Origin of the sequence: Roseomonas sp. CAU 1739, assembly GCF_039839775.1 — a bacterium.
Lineage (GTDB): Bacteria > Pseudomonadota > Alphaproteobacteria > Acetobacterales > Acetobacteraceae > Neoroseomonas.
Window position 1 is genome coordinate 248456 of sequence record NZ_JBDOQQ010000006.1, and the last position, 15346, is coordinate 263801.

The 15346-nt window shown below is 67.4% G+C and carries 12 protein-coding genes; 8 read left to right on the top strand and 4 right to left on the bottom strand.

All coding sequences use genetic code 11. The features are described from left to right. Window positions 1–59: 59 nt before the first annotated feature. From AAFN86_RS12770 to AAFN86_RS12785, 4 genes are all read right to left on the bottom strand, one after another. Entirely contained in the window at window positions 60–950 is an 891-nt protein-coding gene (locus AAFN86_RS12770; RefSeq protein ID WP_347543709.1) for a DMT family transporter, read from the bottom strand. Continuing rightward, window positions 947–1825, bottom strand: coding sequence for an alpha/beta fold hydrolase (locus AAFN86_RS12775; RefSeq protein ID WP_347543710.1), 879 nt, complete (start codon window positions 1823–1825; stop codon window positions 947–949). The genes AAFN86_RS12770 and AAFN86_RS12775 overlap by 4 nt, the downstream gene beginning before the upstream one ends. Window positions 1826–1893: 68 nt before the next feature. Then, window positions 1894–4797 (bottom strand): ATP-binding protein, encoded by a 2904-nt coding sequence (locus AAFN86_RS12780; RefSeq protein WP_347543711.1) that lies wholly within the window; start codon window positions 4795–4797, stop codon window positions 1894–1896. A 2-nt stretch (window positions 4798–4799) separates the two neighbouring features. Continuing rightward, the gene (locus AAFN86_RS12785) at window positions 4800–5840 is read right to left on the bottom strand and encodes a TRAP transporter substrate-binding protein (RefSeq protein WP_347543712.1); all 1041 of its coding nucleotides are present in this window, start codon (window positions 5838–5840) and stop codon (window positions 4800–4802) included. Window positions 5841–6008: 168 nt separating this feature from the next. On the opposite strand from AAFN86_RS12785, the gene AAFN86_RS12790 reads away from it, so the two are divergent. The 8 genes from AAFN86_RS12790 to AAFN86_RS12825 all read left to right on the top strand — a co-directional run bounded on the left by AAFN86_RS12790 (window position 6009) and on the right by AAFN86_RS12825 (window position 15333). Next, window positions 6009–6749: a glycerophosphodiester phosphodiesterase family protein gene (locus AAFN86_RS12790; protein ID WP_347543713.1), complete on the top strand. Its 741-nt coding sequence runs from the start codon at window positions 6009–6011 to the stop codon at window positions 6747–6749. Between the two features lie 67 nt (window positions 6750–6816). Further along, window positions 6817–7653, top strand: coding sequence for an ABC transporter ATP-binding protein (locus AAFN86_RS12795; RefSeq protein WP_347543714.1), 837 nt, complete (start codon window positions 6817–6819; stop codon window positions 7651–7653). Beyond that, window positions 7650–9551: an AMP-binding protein gene (locus tag AAFN86_RS12800; RefSeq protein ID WP_347543715.1), complete on the top strand. Its 1902-nt coding sequence runs from the start codon at window positions 7650–7652 to the stop codon at window positions 9549–9551. The genes AAFN86_RS12795 and AAFN86_RS12800 overlap by 4 nt, the downstream gene beginning before the upstream one ends. Next, window positions 9552–10445 (top strand): branched-chain amino acid ABC transporter permease, encoded by an 894-nt coding sequence (locus tag AAFN86_RS12805; RefSeq protein ID WP_347543716.1) that lies wholly within the window; start codon window positions 9552–9554, stop codon window positions 10443–10445. Between the two features lie 7 nt (window positions 10446–10452). Then, window positions 10453–11517 (top strand): branched-chain amino acid ABC transporter permease, encoded by a 1065-nt coding sequence (locus AAFN86_RS12810; protein ID WP_347543717.1) that lies wholly within the window; start codon window positions 10453–10455, stop codon window positions 11515–11517. A gap of 41 nt (window positions 11518–11558) precedes the next feature. Then, window positions 11559–12845: an ABC transporter substrate-binding protein gene (locus tag AAFN86_RS12815; protein ID WP_347543718.1), complete on the top strand. Its 1287-nt coding sequence runs from the start codon at window positions 11559–11561 to the stop codon at window positions 12843–12845. After that, window positions 12845–13684 (top strand): ABC transporter ATP-binding protein, encoded by an 840-nt coding sequence (locus tag AAFN86_RS12820; protein WP_347543719.1) that lies wholly within the window; start codon window positions 12845–12847, stop codon window positions 13682–13684. Before AAFN86_RS12815 ends, AAFN86_RS12820 begins: the two co-directional genes overlap by 1 nt. 11 nt (window positions 13685–13695) lie before the next feature. After that, complete coding sequence (locus AAFN86_RS12825; protein WP_347543745.1) at window positions 13696–15333, top strand: acyl-CoA synthetase; 1638 nt, start codon at window positions 13696–13698, stop codon at window positions 15331–15333. The last annotated feature ends 13 nt before the right edge of the window (window positions 15334–15346 follow it).

Consider the following 15346-nt stretch of genomic DNA (forward strand, 5'->3'; position numbering starts at 1 on the left):
TGCCGCCGTCCCGGCGGTGACTTGCGGGAACGATCCGACGGACGTGGCGGAGGCGCAAGTCAGCCCGGGCGTCGAGCGGCTTCCCGCCGGGCAATCCAGGTCGTGGCGGCGAAGATGACCGCAGCGCCGGCGAAGGTGGTTGCCGCCGGTACCTCCGCAAAGACCAGCCATCCGAGAAGCGAGGCCCACACCATATCGATGAACTTCACCGGCTGCGTCGCGGACATGTCGGCGATGCGGAAAGCCTCGGTCAGGCACCAGTGGCCGGCGCTGCCGAGCAATCCGGTCATCAGGAACCAGCCCCATTGTTCGGCGCTGGGCCAGATCCAGCCGGCGAGCGCGAAGGGCAGGCTGAAGGTCGCCACGGTGATCGCCTGCCAGGCAACGATCACTTCCGGTCGGTCGCGCCGCGTCAACGCCTTGGTGATCAGGAAGGAGGCGGCGAAAAGCGGCGCGGAAGACAACATCACCAGCGACCAGAAGCCGCGGCCCGTGGCGGCGAATTGCGGCGCCACCACCACGAGCACGCCAAGGAAGCCGATGCCCGCTGCGATCCAGCGCGCGCGCACCAGCGGTTCTCCGAGGAACAGCACCGCCCCGGCCATGATGAAGATCGGGCCGGTGAAGCCGATCGCCGTCATGTCCGCCATCGGCACATGCGGCAGGGCCCAGAACCACATGAGCAGCCCGGAAGTGTGGATCAGGCCGCGCCAACCCTGGCCGCGCAGGTCATGCGGTCGCCATGCCGCCAGCCCGGTACGCATCATGAAGGGCAGCAACACGATGAGGCCGGCGAGGTAGCGCAGGAACTGCGTCTGGAAGGGGTCGAGTTCCTGCGCCAGGCGGCGGGCAACGGTGTTGAGCAGGCAGAACAGAAAGCCCGCCGCCGCCATCCATGCCATGCCACGCAGGGTCGCCGCGCGCGTCGGGCGCGCGGGGATGTCGTTCACGCCGATGCCGCCACTCGCACCAGGACGCGAAGCAGGGCGGCGTTGAAGGCTTCCGGGGCCTCATAGGACACCCAGTGGCCGGCCCCGGGGATGCTCTCGGCAGTCGCGCCGGGTCGCATGGAACGGATCAGATCGAGCCGCAGCGCTACATTCGGGCGGGCAATCGCGTCGAGTTCGCCATAGATCGCGGCGAGCGGCGCGCGACTGCGCGCGATGGCCTGCTTCAGCGAGTCGGTATTCGCCCAGCCGCGGCTCCTGAACCGGGCGCGACGGGTATGGAGGTCCTGCATGGCAAGGGCGACCTCGTCGATGCGCGCCGCATCGGCGAACATCAGTTCCGCCAGGTTGTGCCGGTTCGCCTCGTCGCGTCCCGTGCCTTCCAGATGGCGCACCTTGACCAGCGTCGTCGGGCTGCGCTCGAAGCCGAGCGCGCCGGCGCCGATGACCGTCAGGGACAGGCAGCGGTCCTGGTCCAGCGCCGCGAGATGTCCTGAGCAGAGGGCGCCGAACGAAAATCCGGCCAGGTCGTATCCCGGCGCATCCGGCAGGACCAGCCGGAGCCCCTCGGCCAGGATCGGGGCGATCGTCTCGGGTGCGGCCGGCATCGGCGGCATGGCGCTGTCCCCGAGGCCGGGCAGGTCGGGGCAGATGACCAAGCGGTCTCTGGCGAGGACAGGGATGTTGCGCAGCCAATGGCGCCAGGATCCCGAACCGCCATGCAGCAGGACCAGGGGGCGGCCCTGGCCCCAGGCGCGCCAAACCAGGGCGCCGTCGGCGCAGGGCGTCTCCGTCCGACGCGCGGCGGATGCCACGGCACGCAATTCGGGATGCGGTTCATCCCGTGCGGTGTTCGCGACCCAATCCCCGAAATGCATGCCGATCCAGTCCCCCCGCCGGTCCGACGCATCCTAGGCCAGGCGGCGGATCGGTCCAGCCGGGGCGGTCAGGCCGCCGGCATGGCCCGGACCGGAAGACCGGCGAGGACCCCCTCGATCCCGAGGCGCTGTTCGAGTTCGGGCAGGGTGGCGCGGGCGATCGCGATCATCGAGGCTTGCAGGTCGGGAGAGGGATCGCCGCCGCGGGCTGCCCGCTGAAGTGTCTCGGCCTCCTCCGCCAGGCGGGTGGCGCCAAGCGTCCGGGCCGCACCGACCAGCCGGTGCGCCGCATGCTGGACGTGGCCGGCATCGGCCTTCTCGGCCGGCGATGCATTGGTCAGCAGCGAAAGGGCGCGCCGCACCTCGCCGACGAATTCGGCAAGGATGCCGTGGGCCGCATGACCGAGCTCACGCTCCAGCAGGTCGAGCGTCGTCGCATCGATATAGGGTGCAGCCGACACGGGGGCCTCCTTGGCGGTTGGTGCCTCGGCGCTGCGTGTCGGCAGCTTCTTCAGCAACTGCAACAAGGCCTGCCGATCGATCGGCTTGGCCAGATGGCCATCCATCCCTGCGCGGCGCGTCGCCTCGATCTGGTCGGGCAGGGCGGACGCGGTCAGTGCGACCACCGGCACGGTGCAGGCCGGCAGTGGCAGCGCGCGAACCCGCCGCGTTGCCTCGAACCCATCCATGTCCGGCATCTGCAGGTCCATCAGCACGGCATCGAAGCTGTCCTTCGTCAGCGCGAGCAGGGCGCTGACGCCGTCTTCGGCCACCTCCACCACATGGCCGGCGCTGCGCAGCATGGCCTGGGCGATTTGCCGGTTCGCGCTGACATCGTCGACCACGAGGATCCTGAGCGGCGGGTCTGTCGCCTCGGCGGCGTCGTCGATCCGGTCCTCGCTCTGTGCAACGGGCATGCCCGTGCGGCGCAGCGGAATCTCAAACCAGAACAGGGCGCCCCCGCCAGGCGGTTCGGCGCAGCCGATCTCGCCATCCATCAGCGCCACCAACCGCGCGGAGATGGCGAGTCCGAGCCCGGTTCCCTGGCCGTCGGCGATGCCCTGCGGGGCAAGCTGGACGAAATCCTCGAACAACAGGTGGCGCTTGTCGGCGGGGACACCGGGGCCGGTGTCCTGCACCTCGATCCGCAGCCGTTCCTCCGGCACGCAGTGGACGCGCAGGTCGACACGCCCACCGGTGGGCGTGAACTTCACCGCATTGGACAACAGGTTCAGCAGCAACTGGCGCAGCCGCGTCGGGTCGAGGTCCGCAGCCTCGGGCAGGGTCGGGTCGAAGTCGAGATGGAAGGACAGCGCCTTGCGCGCAATTTCCGGCGCAAGCAGGGTGGCGCAGCCATCGAGCAGTGGACGCAGCGCTACCGGACGCGGTGCCAGGTCCAGCCGCCCGGCCTCGATCTTGGACAGGTCGAGCAGGCCGTTGACGAGGTCGAGCAGGTGGCGCCCGGCCTCATGCAGCGTCTTCACCTGCTCGCGCTGCTCGGGTTCCAGCCGTGGGTCCTGCAGCAGCACCTGCGCGAAGCCGAGCACGCCGTTCAGCGGCGTGCGCAGTTCATGCGACACGCGCGCAAGGAAGCGGCTTTTCGCTTCACCGGCGGCCGCCGCGGCATCGCGCGCGGTGGCCAGGTCCTGGATGGCGCGCTTCAGGGCGGTGATGTCGGTGCGGATGCCTACGGTTCCGCCATCGGGCGTGCGCCGTTCGGTAATCAGCACCCAGCGGCCATCGGGCAACAGCCGTTCCATGGACGGCTGGTCGCCCAGGTGGAAGGCCTTGCTTTCGGTGACGAAGGCTTCGATGTCGGCTCCCGCCTGCGGATACTGACCGCGCTTCGCGCCTTCCCGCATGATTTCGTCGAAGCTGGTGCCGGGTTGGATGAAGGGGGCGCTGATGCGGTAGAAGTCCTTGTAGCGGCTGTTGCAGGCAATCAACCGGTCTTCCGCATCGAACATCACGAAGCCGTCGGACATGGATTCCAAGGCGTTGTCCAGGGTCAGGCGCGCGCGCGCGCGCTCCGCCTCGGCCTTGTCGCGCTGCCGCAGCATGACCATCAGCGTCAACGCGACCGAGATGATGACCATGCCCAGCACGCTGGACACGGCGAAGGCCCTGACCCGGTCGCGGTACCAACCGGCCATCGCGGCATCGACTTCGACCGAGGTCGTGATCAGCAGCGTGGGATAGAGGGTCGGTCGAACCGAGGTGAAGACAGCTGTGCCTGAGAAGCGGCTCGCGGTCATGACCGCATCCGCGCCGATTCCCATGGCTCGCGCGTTGGGTTCCAGGCGCTGGCCGATCCGCGTCTCGTCATGCGGGACCGAGGTCAGCAGGATGCCGTCGTCGCGTTCCAGCGTCGTCCGCATCCCGGGGCTTTCGCCTGCCGCGGTCAGGAGGGAGCGCACCGAGGGCACCGGCACTTCGGCCACGGCCAGCACGGGGCCGAGGCCGACGATGGTGACGTTGCGCGCAAAGAACAGTGTCCATTCGCCAGTCGAAGGATTCTGCACCGGGCCGCCGATCGATACGCCGCCACCGCGCTCGACAAGCTCGGAGAAGCCGGTCTCGACAGGCAGCGGCAGCCGGCGCCGGCGCGACACCGGCAGCGCGGTCGCCACCGGAAGGCCGCTCGGGCCGAGCAGCAGGATGTCCCGGTAGGTGAAGGTCTGGTTGTTCAGCTGGCGCAGCACGCGGTTCAGCACGGCGATGTCCATCTGCCCGTTCTGCGCAAAATGGGCGAGGATTGCCGGAAGTCCGGCCAGCGTCGCATCCACCTGGATGAAGGCGCGGTTGATCGAGGTCTCGGTCGCCAAGCTGATGCGCTCGACCGAATCCTCGGCGGCGCGGATCTGTGCCTCCCGTGCGCGGCCGATGATCATCAGCGTCGCCGCGGTCTGCGCGAGCAGCAGAATAATGGCACCGACGAAGATGGCCCGCCGGAGGAACAGCGTGTTCTGCATCGTCAGTCGAGGCGCGCAGTCACGCCCAGTGCGGGGGCAAGCCGTGCATTCCAGGCGTCGACGCAGGGCTCGCCGCAGCGGCGGACCCAGCCCGGAAGGACCGTTTCGGTCAGCAGGCGAATGCGGCGTTCCTGGTCGGCCTCGGTGACGGGCACGATGGTCGCCTGTCCGCGGCGCCCGTTGGTGCAGGTCGGCAGGCCCGCATTGCAGGCGAAGCCCTCGACCGTTTCGATCTCCGCCGCATCCCAGATCTGGCGTTCCAGCGTGCCGAGTTCCCGGCGGATCAAGGTGCGCGCCGAGTCCGGCAGCGCCGCCCAGGCGGCGCGGTTGGCGCCGAACACGGACAGGCCCCAGGTAATCGCCATGCTGTGCATGTAGGTGGTGACCTCATGCAGGCCGATGGCATTCGCCGACAACGTCCCGGTCACCGCGCATTCGACGACCCCCGAGCGGACCGCCGCCAGGGTCTCGCCAAAGGGGATCACCACCGGTGTTGCACCGAGTGCCGCGAACATCTCCGATTGCCCGACCGAGGAGGTGCGGATGCGCCGGCCCGCCAGGTCCGACAAGCCGGTGAAGCGGTCGCGGCAGAAAATCACCTGGGCAGGGTAGGTGTAGATGGCCAGGAGTTCGACGTCGAAGCGGTCGGCGAGCAATTCCTCGAGATGCGGTCGATACAGCGCCACCGTCCGCCGCAGTGCCGCCATGTCCGGATTGACGGTCGGCAGGTCGACCGCGTTGAACTCCGGTTCCTCGTTGCTCACGACCGCGAGGAGGACCGTACCGAAGGGCACCACGCCCAGGCGCATCAGCGCCAGCATCTCCTGCGCGCGGATGCCGCTGCGGTCGAACGGGGAGATCTCCGCCTGGATGCTGCCGCCAGAGGCTTCCTCGATATGGCGGCGCCAGAATGGTTCCTCATAGCGGACATACTGGCTGACATCAGCGAGCCCGCCGACGATCTTCAGTCGCAATGGCTCCTGCCGCGCCGTCTGAGCGGAGGCCATCCCAACGGTCTGCGCCGCGATGATGAGCAGGAGCACCAGCGAAAGACACTTCTTAAGCGCTGTCCGCAGCAAGTCTGCCTCCTGGGCGTGCAGGGGTGGCGGGTATTTGCCACTCTTAGGCGAAGAGTGTCACAGTCACCATTAAAGAAACACACATCATCGCGTTGCCGGCCCACCGGGCCGAAACAATCCGGCAGGGTCGCCATGAAACCACATCGCAGTGCCATTGCCAGCCATCGTGGCGGTGCCTTCCTGTGGCCCGAGAATGGGCTGACGGCCTTTCGAGCCACCGCGGGCCTCGCGGTCGAGCAGGCCGAATGCGATGTCCATGCCTCGGCCGACGGCGAGGCGATCGTGATCCATGACGCCACGCTCGACCGGACCACCGATGGATCGGGGCCGGTGGTGGCGCGCCCCATGGCCGAGTTGACCCGACTGCGGCTGAAGGGCGGCGCCGGGGAGACGGTGCCGCGACTGGCGGAGATGCTCGCGATCTTCCGGAATTCGCCCGTTGTCCCTCGCATCGAGATCAAGGAGGGCACCGATGGTCGGCCCTACTCGGGCCTGGCTGCCCGCGTCCTGGCCGACCTTGACCGGGCCGGCTTGCGGCGACGCAGCTGGGTCATCGGCTTCGATGCCCCGACCATGGCCCAGGTGGCCGCCGCCGGCGGCCTGGCGGGCGTGTCCTGGTTGCTCGAACGCGAAACCTGGCGCTCCCTCGGCCTGCCCGGAACGATCGCGGTCGCGAAGGCCTACGGCTTTCCCGAAATAGGCGTGCACGAGGCAATGCTCGATGCGGAGGCGAGCGCGGCGCTGCGATCCGCCGGCATCGGGATTTCGGTATGGGGGGCGAACCACGAGGTCTCGATCCGCCGCATGCTGGGTCTCGGCGTCGACCTCCTGGCAACGGATGACCCACCGCTCGCCATTGCGCTGCGAGGGTAGCGACCGTTTCGGCTGCGCGTCCTTGTTGCCAGCACGGCGTGCGCGCACCTAACCTGTCCCCAGAAAAATGAGGGGAGGACGCGACACGGTGGCTGGCAATCCGGCTGTCCTGGAGGCGGACAGGGTCAGCCTGCGCTTCGGCGGCGTCAGGGCGCTGACCGATGTCTCCTTCGCCGTGCAGCGCGGCGAGATCTTCTCCATCATCGGGCCGAATGGTGCGGGCAAGACCTCGATGGTCAACTGCATCTCCGGACGCTACCGGCCCACCGAGGGCCGCATCCTGTTCGAGGGGCGCGATGTCACGCATCTGCGGCCGAACCGGCGCGCGGCACTCGGCATCGGCCGAACCTTCCAAAACCTGGCGCTGTTCGGGCACATGAGCGTGCTCGACAACATCATGGTCGGCCGGCACCACCTGCTCGGCGCCGGCTTCCTGCGCGGCATGGCCTATTGGATCGGTGGAGCGCAGCGGGAAGAATTGTCGCATCGGCGGGAGGTCGAGGAGATCATCGACTTCCTTGAGATCCAGCATGTCCGCAAGGCGACCGCCGGCACGCTCTCCTACGGGTTGCGCAAGCGGGTCGAACTCGCGCGCGCCGTCGCGTTGAAGCCGCGCCTCATCCTGCTCGACGAACCGATGGCCGGGATGAACCTCGAGGAGAAGGAGGACATGGCCCGCTTCATCGTCGACCTGAACGAGGAATGGGGCATGACCGTGCTGATGATCGAGCATGACATGGGCGTGGTGATGGACATCAGCCATCGCATCATGGTGCTCGATTTCGGCCGCAAGATCGCCGAGGGCGTCCCCGAGGCCGTGCTCGCGGACGAGCATGTCAGGCGCGCCTATCTCGGCGAGGCGGATGAGGTCGTCCATGAGGCAGGCGAGCCCGCCGCGGCATGACAGGTACCGAGGACACGCTGCCGCGCCTGCTTCGCCGCAATGCCCTTGCGCATGGCGGGGACATCGCGATGCGCGAGAAGGAGTTCGGCATCTGGCGTGCCCTCCGCTGGTCCGAGGTCGCGGCGCGAACCCGCGACATCGCCCTTGGCCTGCGCGCGATCGGCGTGGCGCCGGGCGAGGTGATTGGACTGATCGGCGACAACCGCCCCGACTGGGTGATGGGGGAGATCGCGACGCATGCGATCCGCGCCCGCTCGCTCGGCATCTATCGCGACGCGCTGGACGACGAGGTCGCCTATCTGCTCGCCTTCAGCGGCGCCGTCGCGGTGATCGCCGAGGATGAGGAGCAGGTCGACAAGCTGCTCAACGTCTCGGAGCAGGTGCCGGGGCTGCGGCACATCGTGTATTGCGATCCGCGCGGCATGCGCAAGCACGCGGATCCGCGGCTGCTGTCGATGGAAGACCTCCGGCGGCGTGGCGCGGAGATGGCCGCGGCGGATCCGGCGGCCTGGGATGCGCTGGTCGATGCGACGCAGGGCGAGGATGTCGCAATCCTCTGCACCACCTCCGGCACCACGGCGCGGCCGAAGCTCGCGCAGCTCACCGGCCGGGCGCTGATCCGCCATTGCGAGGCCTACCTCGCGGCCGATCCGAAGGGGCCGGAGGATGAGTATGTCTCGGTGCTGCCACTGCCCTGGATCATGGAGCAGATCTATGTCCTCGGCTGGGGGCTGATTGCCCGGATGAAGGTCAATTTCGTCGAGGAACCCGAGACGATGATGGCCGATTTCCGCGAGATCGCGCCGACCTTCGTGCTGTTCGCGCCGCGTGTCTGGGAAGGTCTCGCGGCCGATGTGCGGGCGCGGGTGATGGATGCGTCGCGGTTGAAGCAGCGCGCCTTCGATGCAGGAATGCGCCTGGGGTTGGAGGCGCTCGAGGCCGGCGGCAAGTCCATGCTGGCCGACGCGTTGCTGTTCCGCGCCCTGCGCGACCGGCTCGGCTTCACGCGGTTGCGTTCCGCCGCGACCGGCGGCGCGGCGCTGGGCCCGGAGACCTTCCGCTTCTTCCAGGCATTGGGCGTGCCGCTGCGCCAGCTCTACGGCCAGACCGAACTGCTGGGCGCCTACACGCTGCATCGGCCCGATGCAGTCGATTTCGACACGGTCGGCGTGCCCTTCGGTCCCGATGTCGAACTGCATATCCACGAACCCGATGCGAATGGTGTCGGCGAGATCGTCACGCGGCATCCGAACATGTTCTCGGGCTATCTCGGCATCGAGGATGTGCCCGACATGCGCGAGGGCTGGCTGCACACGGGCGATGCCGGCTATTTCAATGCTCAAGGGCAGCTTGTCGTCATCGACCGCATCAAGGACATCGCGACGACCAGCGGCGGAGACCGCTTCTCGCCGCAATTCATCGAGAACAAGCTGAAGTTCAGCCCCTTCGTCGCGGAGGCGGTCATTCTCGGCGACCAGCGGCCCCACCTTGCCGCGATGATATGCATCCGCTTTCCCATTGTCAGCAAATGGGCCGAGCGCAATCGCATCGCGTTCACAACCTATACTGACCTTTCGGCGCGGCCCGAGGTGCTGGAGAAGATCCGCGAGGAAGTGGCGAAAGTGAATGCCTCCCTTCCGCCGGCCCAGCGCATCCGTGATTTCATCCTGCTCTACAAGGAGTTGGATGCGGATGACGAGGAACTGACCCGCACGCGCAAGGTGCGCCGCGGCGTGATCAACCAGAAATACGGCGGCATCATCGGCGCGATCTATGCCGGTGACGATGCGATCCCCGTCGATACCACCATCGCCTTCCAGGACGGTACGAAGCAGCGCATCCGCACGGTGCTGCAGGTGGCACGCATGGCTGCGGCGCGCGAGACGGAGGACGCCTGAATGGACGCGACGCTGCTGTTCCAGCTTGTATTGAACGGGCTGATCGTCGGCGCGCTGTATGGCGTGGTCGCGATGTCCTTCGTGCTGATCTACAAGGCGTCGCAGGTGGTGAACTTCGCCCAGGGCGAGTTTCTGCTGGTCGGCGCCTGGGTCTGCTGGTGGATGCTGACCTACTGGCAATTGCCGATCTGGGCGGGGTTTCTGTTCACCCTCGCCTTCATGACGGCCTTTGGCATGCTGCTGCAGGTTATCGTGCTGCGGCCGCTGATCGGCGAGCCGGTGATCAGCGTCATCATGGCCACCGTCGGCCTGTCGATCTTCTTCCAGGCGCTGATGAAGTGGATCTTCGGCGTCTTCGCCCAGCCCTTCCCGCCGATCTTCACCGTCGAACGCGTCCGTGTGCTGGGGCTGGAGGTGCAGTCGGTCTATCTCGCCAGCCTCGGTGTCTCGGCGCTGATCATGCTCGGCTTCTGGTGGTTCTTCACCTATTCGAAGTATGGCCTGGCGATGCGTGCGACGGCCTTCGACCAGCAGGTGGCGCAGTCGCTGGGCGTGTCGGTGCCAAAGGTCTTCGCCATGTCCTGGGCGATCTCTGCGGTCGTCTCCGCCGTCGCCGGCGTGGTGGTGGGGGTGGTGAACGGCGTGTCCTCGGCGCTGTCCTTCTATGGGATCAAGGTGTTCCCGGCGGTCATCCTCGGTGGGCTCGATTCCATCGTCGGCGCCGTGCTGGGCGGCCTGATCGTCGGCGTGCTGGAGAACGTCGCGCAATATGTCGATGCGCAGTGGCTGAATTGGGGAAACATGTACCAGATCGCCCCCTTTTACGCGCTGATCCTGATCCTGCTGATCAAGCCCTATGGCCTGTTCGGCACCCGCAATATCGAGCGGGTCTGACCGCATCATGGCATCGATGACGCCGGCCGGGGATTTCCGCAGCAGCTACCGTGCCGACACGACGATCTTCCCCACGCGCAATGCGCGCATCGCGATGCTGGTGGGGCTGCTGGCGCTGTGTGCCGCGCCACTGGTGCTGGGGCGCTACGAACTTGGCCTGCTGATCACCATCGGCTTCAGCGCCATCGCGGCGCTGGGGCTGAACATCCTGGTCGGTTTCACCGGGCAGATCTCGATCGGCCACGCCGCCTTCTTCGGCTTCGGCGCCTTCGCCTCGGCGCTGCTGGCCGAACATGGCGTGCCGGTGCCTCTGGCGATCTGGGGTGCCGGGCTGATGACCGCCGTGGTGGGCCTGGTGTTCGGCGCGCCGGCGGCGCGGTTGAAGGGGCTGTACCTCGCCATCGCGACGCTCGCGGCCCAATTCATCCTCGAGGATTTCTTCGCCCGGGCGCGCTGGTTCTCCGGCGGCGTGGCCGGGCGCGTGACCGACCCTTACGCGCTGTTCGGCATGCGCTTCGACAGGGAGGAGACGTATTTCTATATCGTCCTCGTCCATCTCGTGGTGATGTTCGTCGCCGCCGCGAACCTGATGCGCACGCGGGACGGGCGAGCGCTGATCGCGGTGCGGGACCATTATCTCTCCGCCGAGATGATGGGCATCAACCTCGCCTACTACCGCACGCTGTCGTTCGGCATCGCGTCCTTCTATGCCGGCATCGGCGGCGCGCTCTACGCCCACTACCTGCTGTTCGTCAGCGTCGAGGCCTTCAACATCCTCTACTCGATCCAGTTCCTCGCGATGATCATCATCGGTGGGCTCGGGTCGATCATGGGAAGCCTGATGGGGGCGGCCTTCATGGTGCTGCTGCCGGAGATCGTGCAGGCCGGGGCGGATCTGCTCGCCGGCGGCGCGATCGACCGGGCACTACGCCTCGGCGCCTCGATCTCCTTCCTGCGGGAAATGGCGATCGGCGCGGCGATCATCCTGTTCCTGATCTTCGAGCCCGACGGCATCGCGCATCGCTGGCACATGATCAGGGCATATTGGAAACTCTACCCGTTCTCGCATTGAGGCCGGCCAACGGCCCGTTCGATCCAAGGAGGAATGACCTGATGAAGTATACGCTTCCGCTGCTCGCCGGCGTGCTGTTCGCCGCAGGACCCGCACTCGCCCAGGCGCCGATTCCGGTCGGGCACCTGATGGACAATTCGGGTGCGACATCGGATGTCGGCGTGCCCTACGGGCAGGGCGTGGCGGATACGCTCAACTGGGTGAACCAGACGCGCAATGGCGTAGCGGGCCGGCGGCTCGCCGTCTCGGGCTTCGACTATGGCTACCAGGCGCCGCGCGCGGTCAGCCAATACCAGTCCTGGGCGCAGCGGGAACGCGTCGTTGCCATCCAGGGCTGGGGCACGGCGGATACCGAGGCACTGGTCCGCTTCGTCACCCGCGACCGCATTCCCTATATCTCCGGCTCCTACTCCGCAGCGCTCACCGATGCGGGCGGGCGGTCCGGCCGGCAGGGTGTGGAACCGGCGCCGTTCAATTTCTTCTACGGGCCGTCCTACTCGGATGCGCTGCGCGGCATGTTGCAATGGGCCGCCGAGGATTGGCGCACGCGCGGCCAGCAGGGCCGCCCCCGCTACGTCCATATGGGCGCCAACCACCCCTACCCGAACAGCCCCAAGGAGGCCGGTGAGGCGCTGGCTCGCGAACTGGGATTTGAAGTGCTCCCCGCGATCCAGTTCGCCCTGACGCCGGGCGACTACACCGCGCAATGTCTGACGCTGAAGAACCAGGGCGCGAACTATGCCTATCTGGGCAATACGGCGGGGTCGAACATCTCCGTGCTGCGCGCCTGCCAGACGGTTGGCGTGCAGGTCCAGTTCCTTGGCAATGTCTGGGGCATGGATGAGAATGCGATGAAGGCCGCCGGCACCGCGGCGAACGGCGTCGTCTTCCCGGTCCGAACCGAGACCGTCTGGGGCGGCACGGGCCCGGGCATGGACACGATCCGCGCCATCAGCCGTACCTCCGATCCGACCGGCACCGCCTACCGTCCCGTGCACTACCTTGCCGGGGCCTGTGCGGCGATGCTGATGGTCGAGGCGATGGAAACCGCCGCGACCAACGGCGGCCAGGTGAATGGCGAACGCATCCGCGATGGCTTCTATGCCCGCCAGAACTGGGTACCGAACGGGTTCCAGGGCGTCTGCACGCCGTCCACCTTCACGGCGGCGGACCACCGCGGGACCATGCGCGTCGCGCTCTATCGTGCGCAGGTGACGGGCAACACGGCCCAGGGCTCGGTGCAGGAACTGGTCGCCGCCGGCACGATGTCCCTGCAGCCGGTCGCCACCATCGACCTGCAGCGCCGGGCGGACTGGCTGGGCTGGTGATGGCGGATCAAGCCGCGCCGGCGACGGGGGCGCGGGGGGAGACCCCCGTGCCACCTCTCCTCGAGGTGAAGAACATCGAGGTGGTCTACAACGAGGTCATCCTCGTGCTGCGCGGCTTGTCGCTCGCGGTGCCGAAGGGGCAGATCGTCGCCCTGCTCGGTGCCAACGGCGCAGGGAAGTCGACCACACTGAAGGCGATCTCCGGCCTGCTGCGCACCGAGGAAGGGGAGGTGACGCGCGGCGACATCCTGTTCGACGGCGAACGCATCAACGGCACCGAGGCTGACCGCATCGTCCGCCGCGGCATCTTCCAGGTGATGGAAGGACGCCGAATCATCTCGGACATGACCTGCGTGGAGAATCTTCGCCTCGGCGCCTTCACGCGCAGCGATCCGAACGTGAAGCGCGACATCGACATGGTGTTCGAATACTTTCCGCGCCTGCGCGAACGAACGGGCCTCGCCGGCTACCTTTCCGGCGGAGAACAGCAGATGCTGGCGATCGGCCGAGCGCTGATGGCGCGGCCACGGCTGATCCTGATGGACGAGCCCTCCATGGGTCTCTCACCGCTGCTGGTGAAGGAGGTCTTCAGCATCATCCGCCGCCTCAACCGCGACCTCGGCATCACTATCCTGCTGGTGGAGCAGAATGCGCGGATGGCACTGTCCGTCGCGTCCTACGGCTACATCATGGAGCAGGGGAAGGTGGTTCTCGATGGGGAGGCTGCCGCCCTGGCCGAGAATGAGGATGTGAAGGAGTTCTATCTCGGCGGGCACGGCGCGGAACGGAAATCCTTCCGCAACCTCAAATCCTATAAGCGTCGGAAGCGCTGGCTGTGAACACGACTGCCCTGCTGCCTGTCGCGCCGACCTATGAGGAACTGATCGCCCGCTTCCAGTGGCGCATCCCGGACAGTTTCAACATCGCCGAGGTGTGTTGCGACCGTTGGGCGGATGGCAGCGGGCGCGTCGCGCTCATCCATGTTGCTCCGGACGGGGTGCAGGAGGGGATTACCTTCGACGCGCTGCGCAGCACCTCCGCACGCTTCGCCAACGTCCTGAAGGCGCAGGGTGTCGGGCAGGGCCATCGCGTGGCGGTGCTGCTGGCCCAGGGGCCGGAGGCGGCGATCGCGCATCTGGCCATCTATCGCCTGGGGGCGATCGCGGTTCCGCTGTTCCAACTCTTCGGACCGGACGCGCTGGAATTCCGGCTGCGGGATTGCGGCGCCTGCGCGGTGATCACGGACGATGTCGGTCTCGCGAAACTCGCCGGCATCCGCGACCGACTGGCCGATCTGCGGGTCATCCTGAATGCCGATGGCGCGCGTCCCGGCGTGCTTTCCTTGTGGGAGGAGGCCGAGCGCGCGCGCGACGACCTGCTGCCTGCTAAGACCGCTCCCGATGATCCGGCACTGATTGTCTACACCTCCGGCACGACGGGCGCCCCGAAGGGCGCGTTGCTGGCCCACCGCGTCCTGCTTGGCCATCTGCCCGGAGTGGAGATGCCGCAGGAGATGTTTCCACGTCCTGGTGACCTGTTCTGGACACCGGCGGACTGGGCTTGGGTCGGCGGCCTGCTCGATGTGCTGCTGCCCTCCCTGTACCATGGCGTGCCGGTGCTTGCGCATCGGATGGCGAAGTTCGACCCCGAGCACGCCTTCCACCTGCTGGCAAAGCATGAGGTCCGCAACGCCTTCCTGCCGCCGACCGCCTTGCGCATGATGCGCCAGGTCAGCGACCCCACGCGCTTCGGTCACCGGTTGCGCAGCATTGGCAGCGGCGGCGAGACACTCGGGGCCGAGACGCTCGACTGGGGACGCAGCGCGTTCGGCCTCACCATCAATGAATTCTACGGCCAGACCGAATGCAACCTGGTCATCGCCAATTGCGCGGGGCTGATGCCGGTCCGGCCAGGGTCCATGGGGCGTGCGGTTCCGGGGCATGAGGTGGCGATCCTCGACGCCGAGGGCCTGCCGCTGCAGCATGGCGAATCCGGTGTCATCGCCGTCCGACGACCCGATCCGGTGATGTTCCTTGGCTATTGGAACAACCCCGAGGCAACGGCTGCGAAGTTCAAAGGTGACTGGCTGCTGACCGGCGATACCGGCGTGCAGGATGACGATGGCAGTTTCTGTTTCATTGGCCGGGCGGATGACGTCATCACCTCCGCGGGCTACAGGATCGGACCGGGCGAGGTGGAGGATTGCCTGCTCCGCCACCCCGCCGTGGCGATGGCGGCGGTGATCGGCATGCCGGACGCGTTGCGCACCGAATCGGTCACGGCGGTAATCGTGCCGGCTGACGGCGTCGAGGCGACCGGCATCCTGGCCGACCAGATCCAAGCATTCGTGCGTGAGCGTCTCGCCGCGCATCTCTATCCGCGCCGCGTCGTCTTTGCCGAGACCCTGCCGCTGACCGCCACCGGCAAGGTGATGCGCGGCACGCTGCGGCAGACGCTTGGCAGCGGCGCGGAGCGGAGCGATCCTTGATGGCGAGGTGACC

Excerpts from the sequence above, each read along its gene's own strand:
- AAFN86_RS12795 (WP_347543714.1), top strand. The coding sequence starts at position 6,817 with ATGAGGGGAGGACGCGACACGGTGGCTGGCAATCCGGCTGTCCTGGAG.
- AAFN86_RS12800 (WP_347543715.1), top strand. The coding sequence starts at position 7,650 with ATGACAGGTACCGAGGACACGCTGCCGCGCCTGCTTCGCCGCAATGCC.
- AAFN86_RS12820 (WP_347543719.1), top strand. The coding sequence starts at position 12,845 with ATGGCGGATCAAGCCGCGCCGGCGACGGGGGCGCGGGGGGAGACCCCC.
- AAFN86_RS12810 (WP_347543717.1), top strand. The coding sequence starts at position 10,453 with ATGGCATCGATGACGCCGGCCGGGGATTTCCGCAGCAGCTACCGTGCC.
- AAFN86_RS12780 (WP_347543711.1), bottom strand. The coding sequence starts at position 4,797 with ATGCAGAACACGCTGTTCCTCCGGCGGGCCATCTTCGTCGGTGCCATT.
- AAFN86_RS12815 (WP_347543718.1), top strand. The coding sequence starts at position 11,559 with ATGAAGTATACGCTTCCGCTGCTCGCCGGCGTGCTGTTCGCCGCAGGA.
- AAFN86_RS12805 (WP_347543716.1), top strand. The coding sequence starts at position 9,552 with ATGGACGCGACGCTGCTGTTCCAGCTTGTATTGAACGGGCTGATCGTC.
- AAFN86_RS12775 (WP_347543710.1), bottom strand. The coding sequence starts at position 1,825 with ATGCATTTCGGGGATTGGGTCGCGAACACCGCACGGGATGAACCGCAT.
- AAFN86_RS12790 (WP_347543713.1), top strand. The coding sequence starts at position 6,009 with ATGAAACCACATCGCAGTGCCATTGCCAGCCATCGTGGCGGTGCCTTC.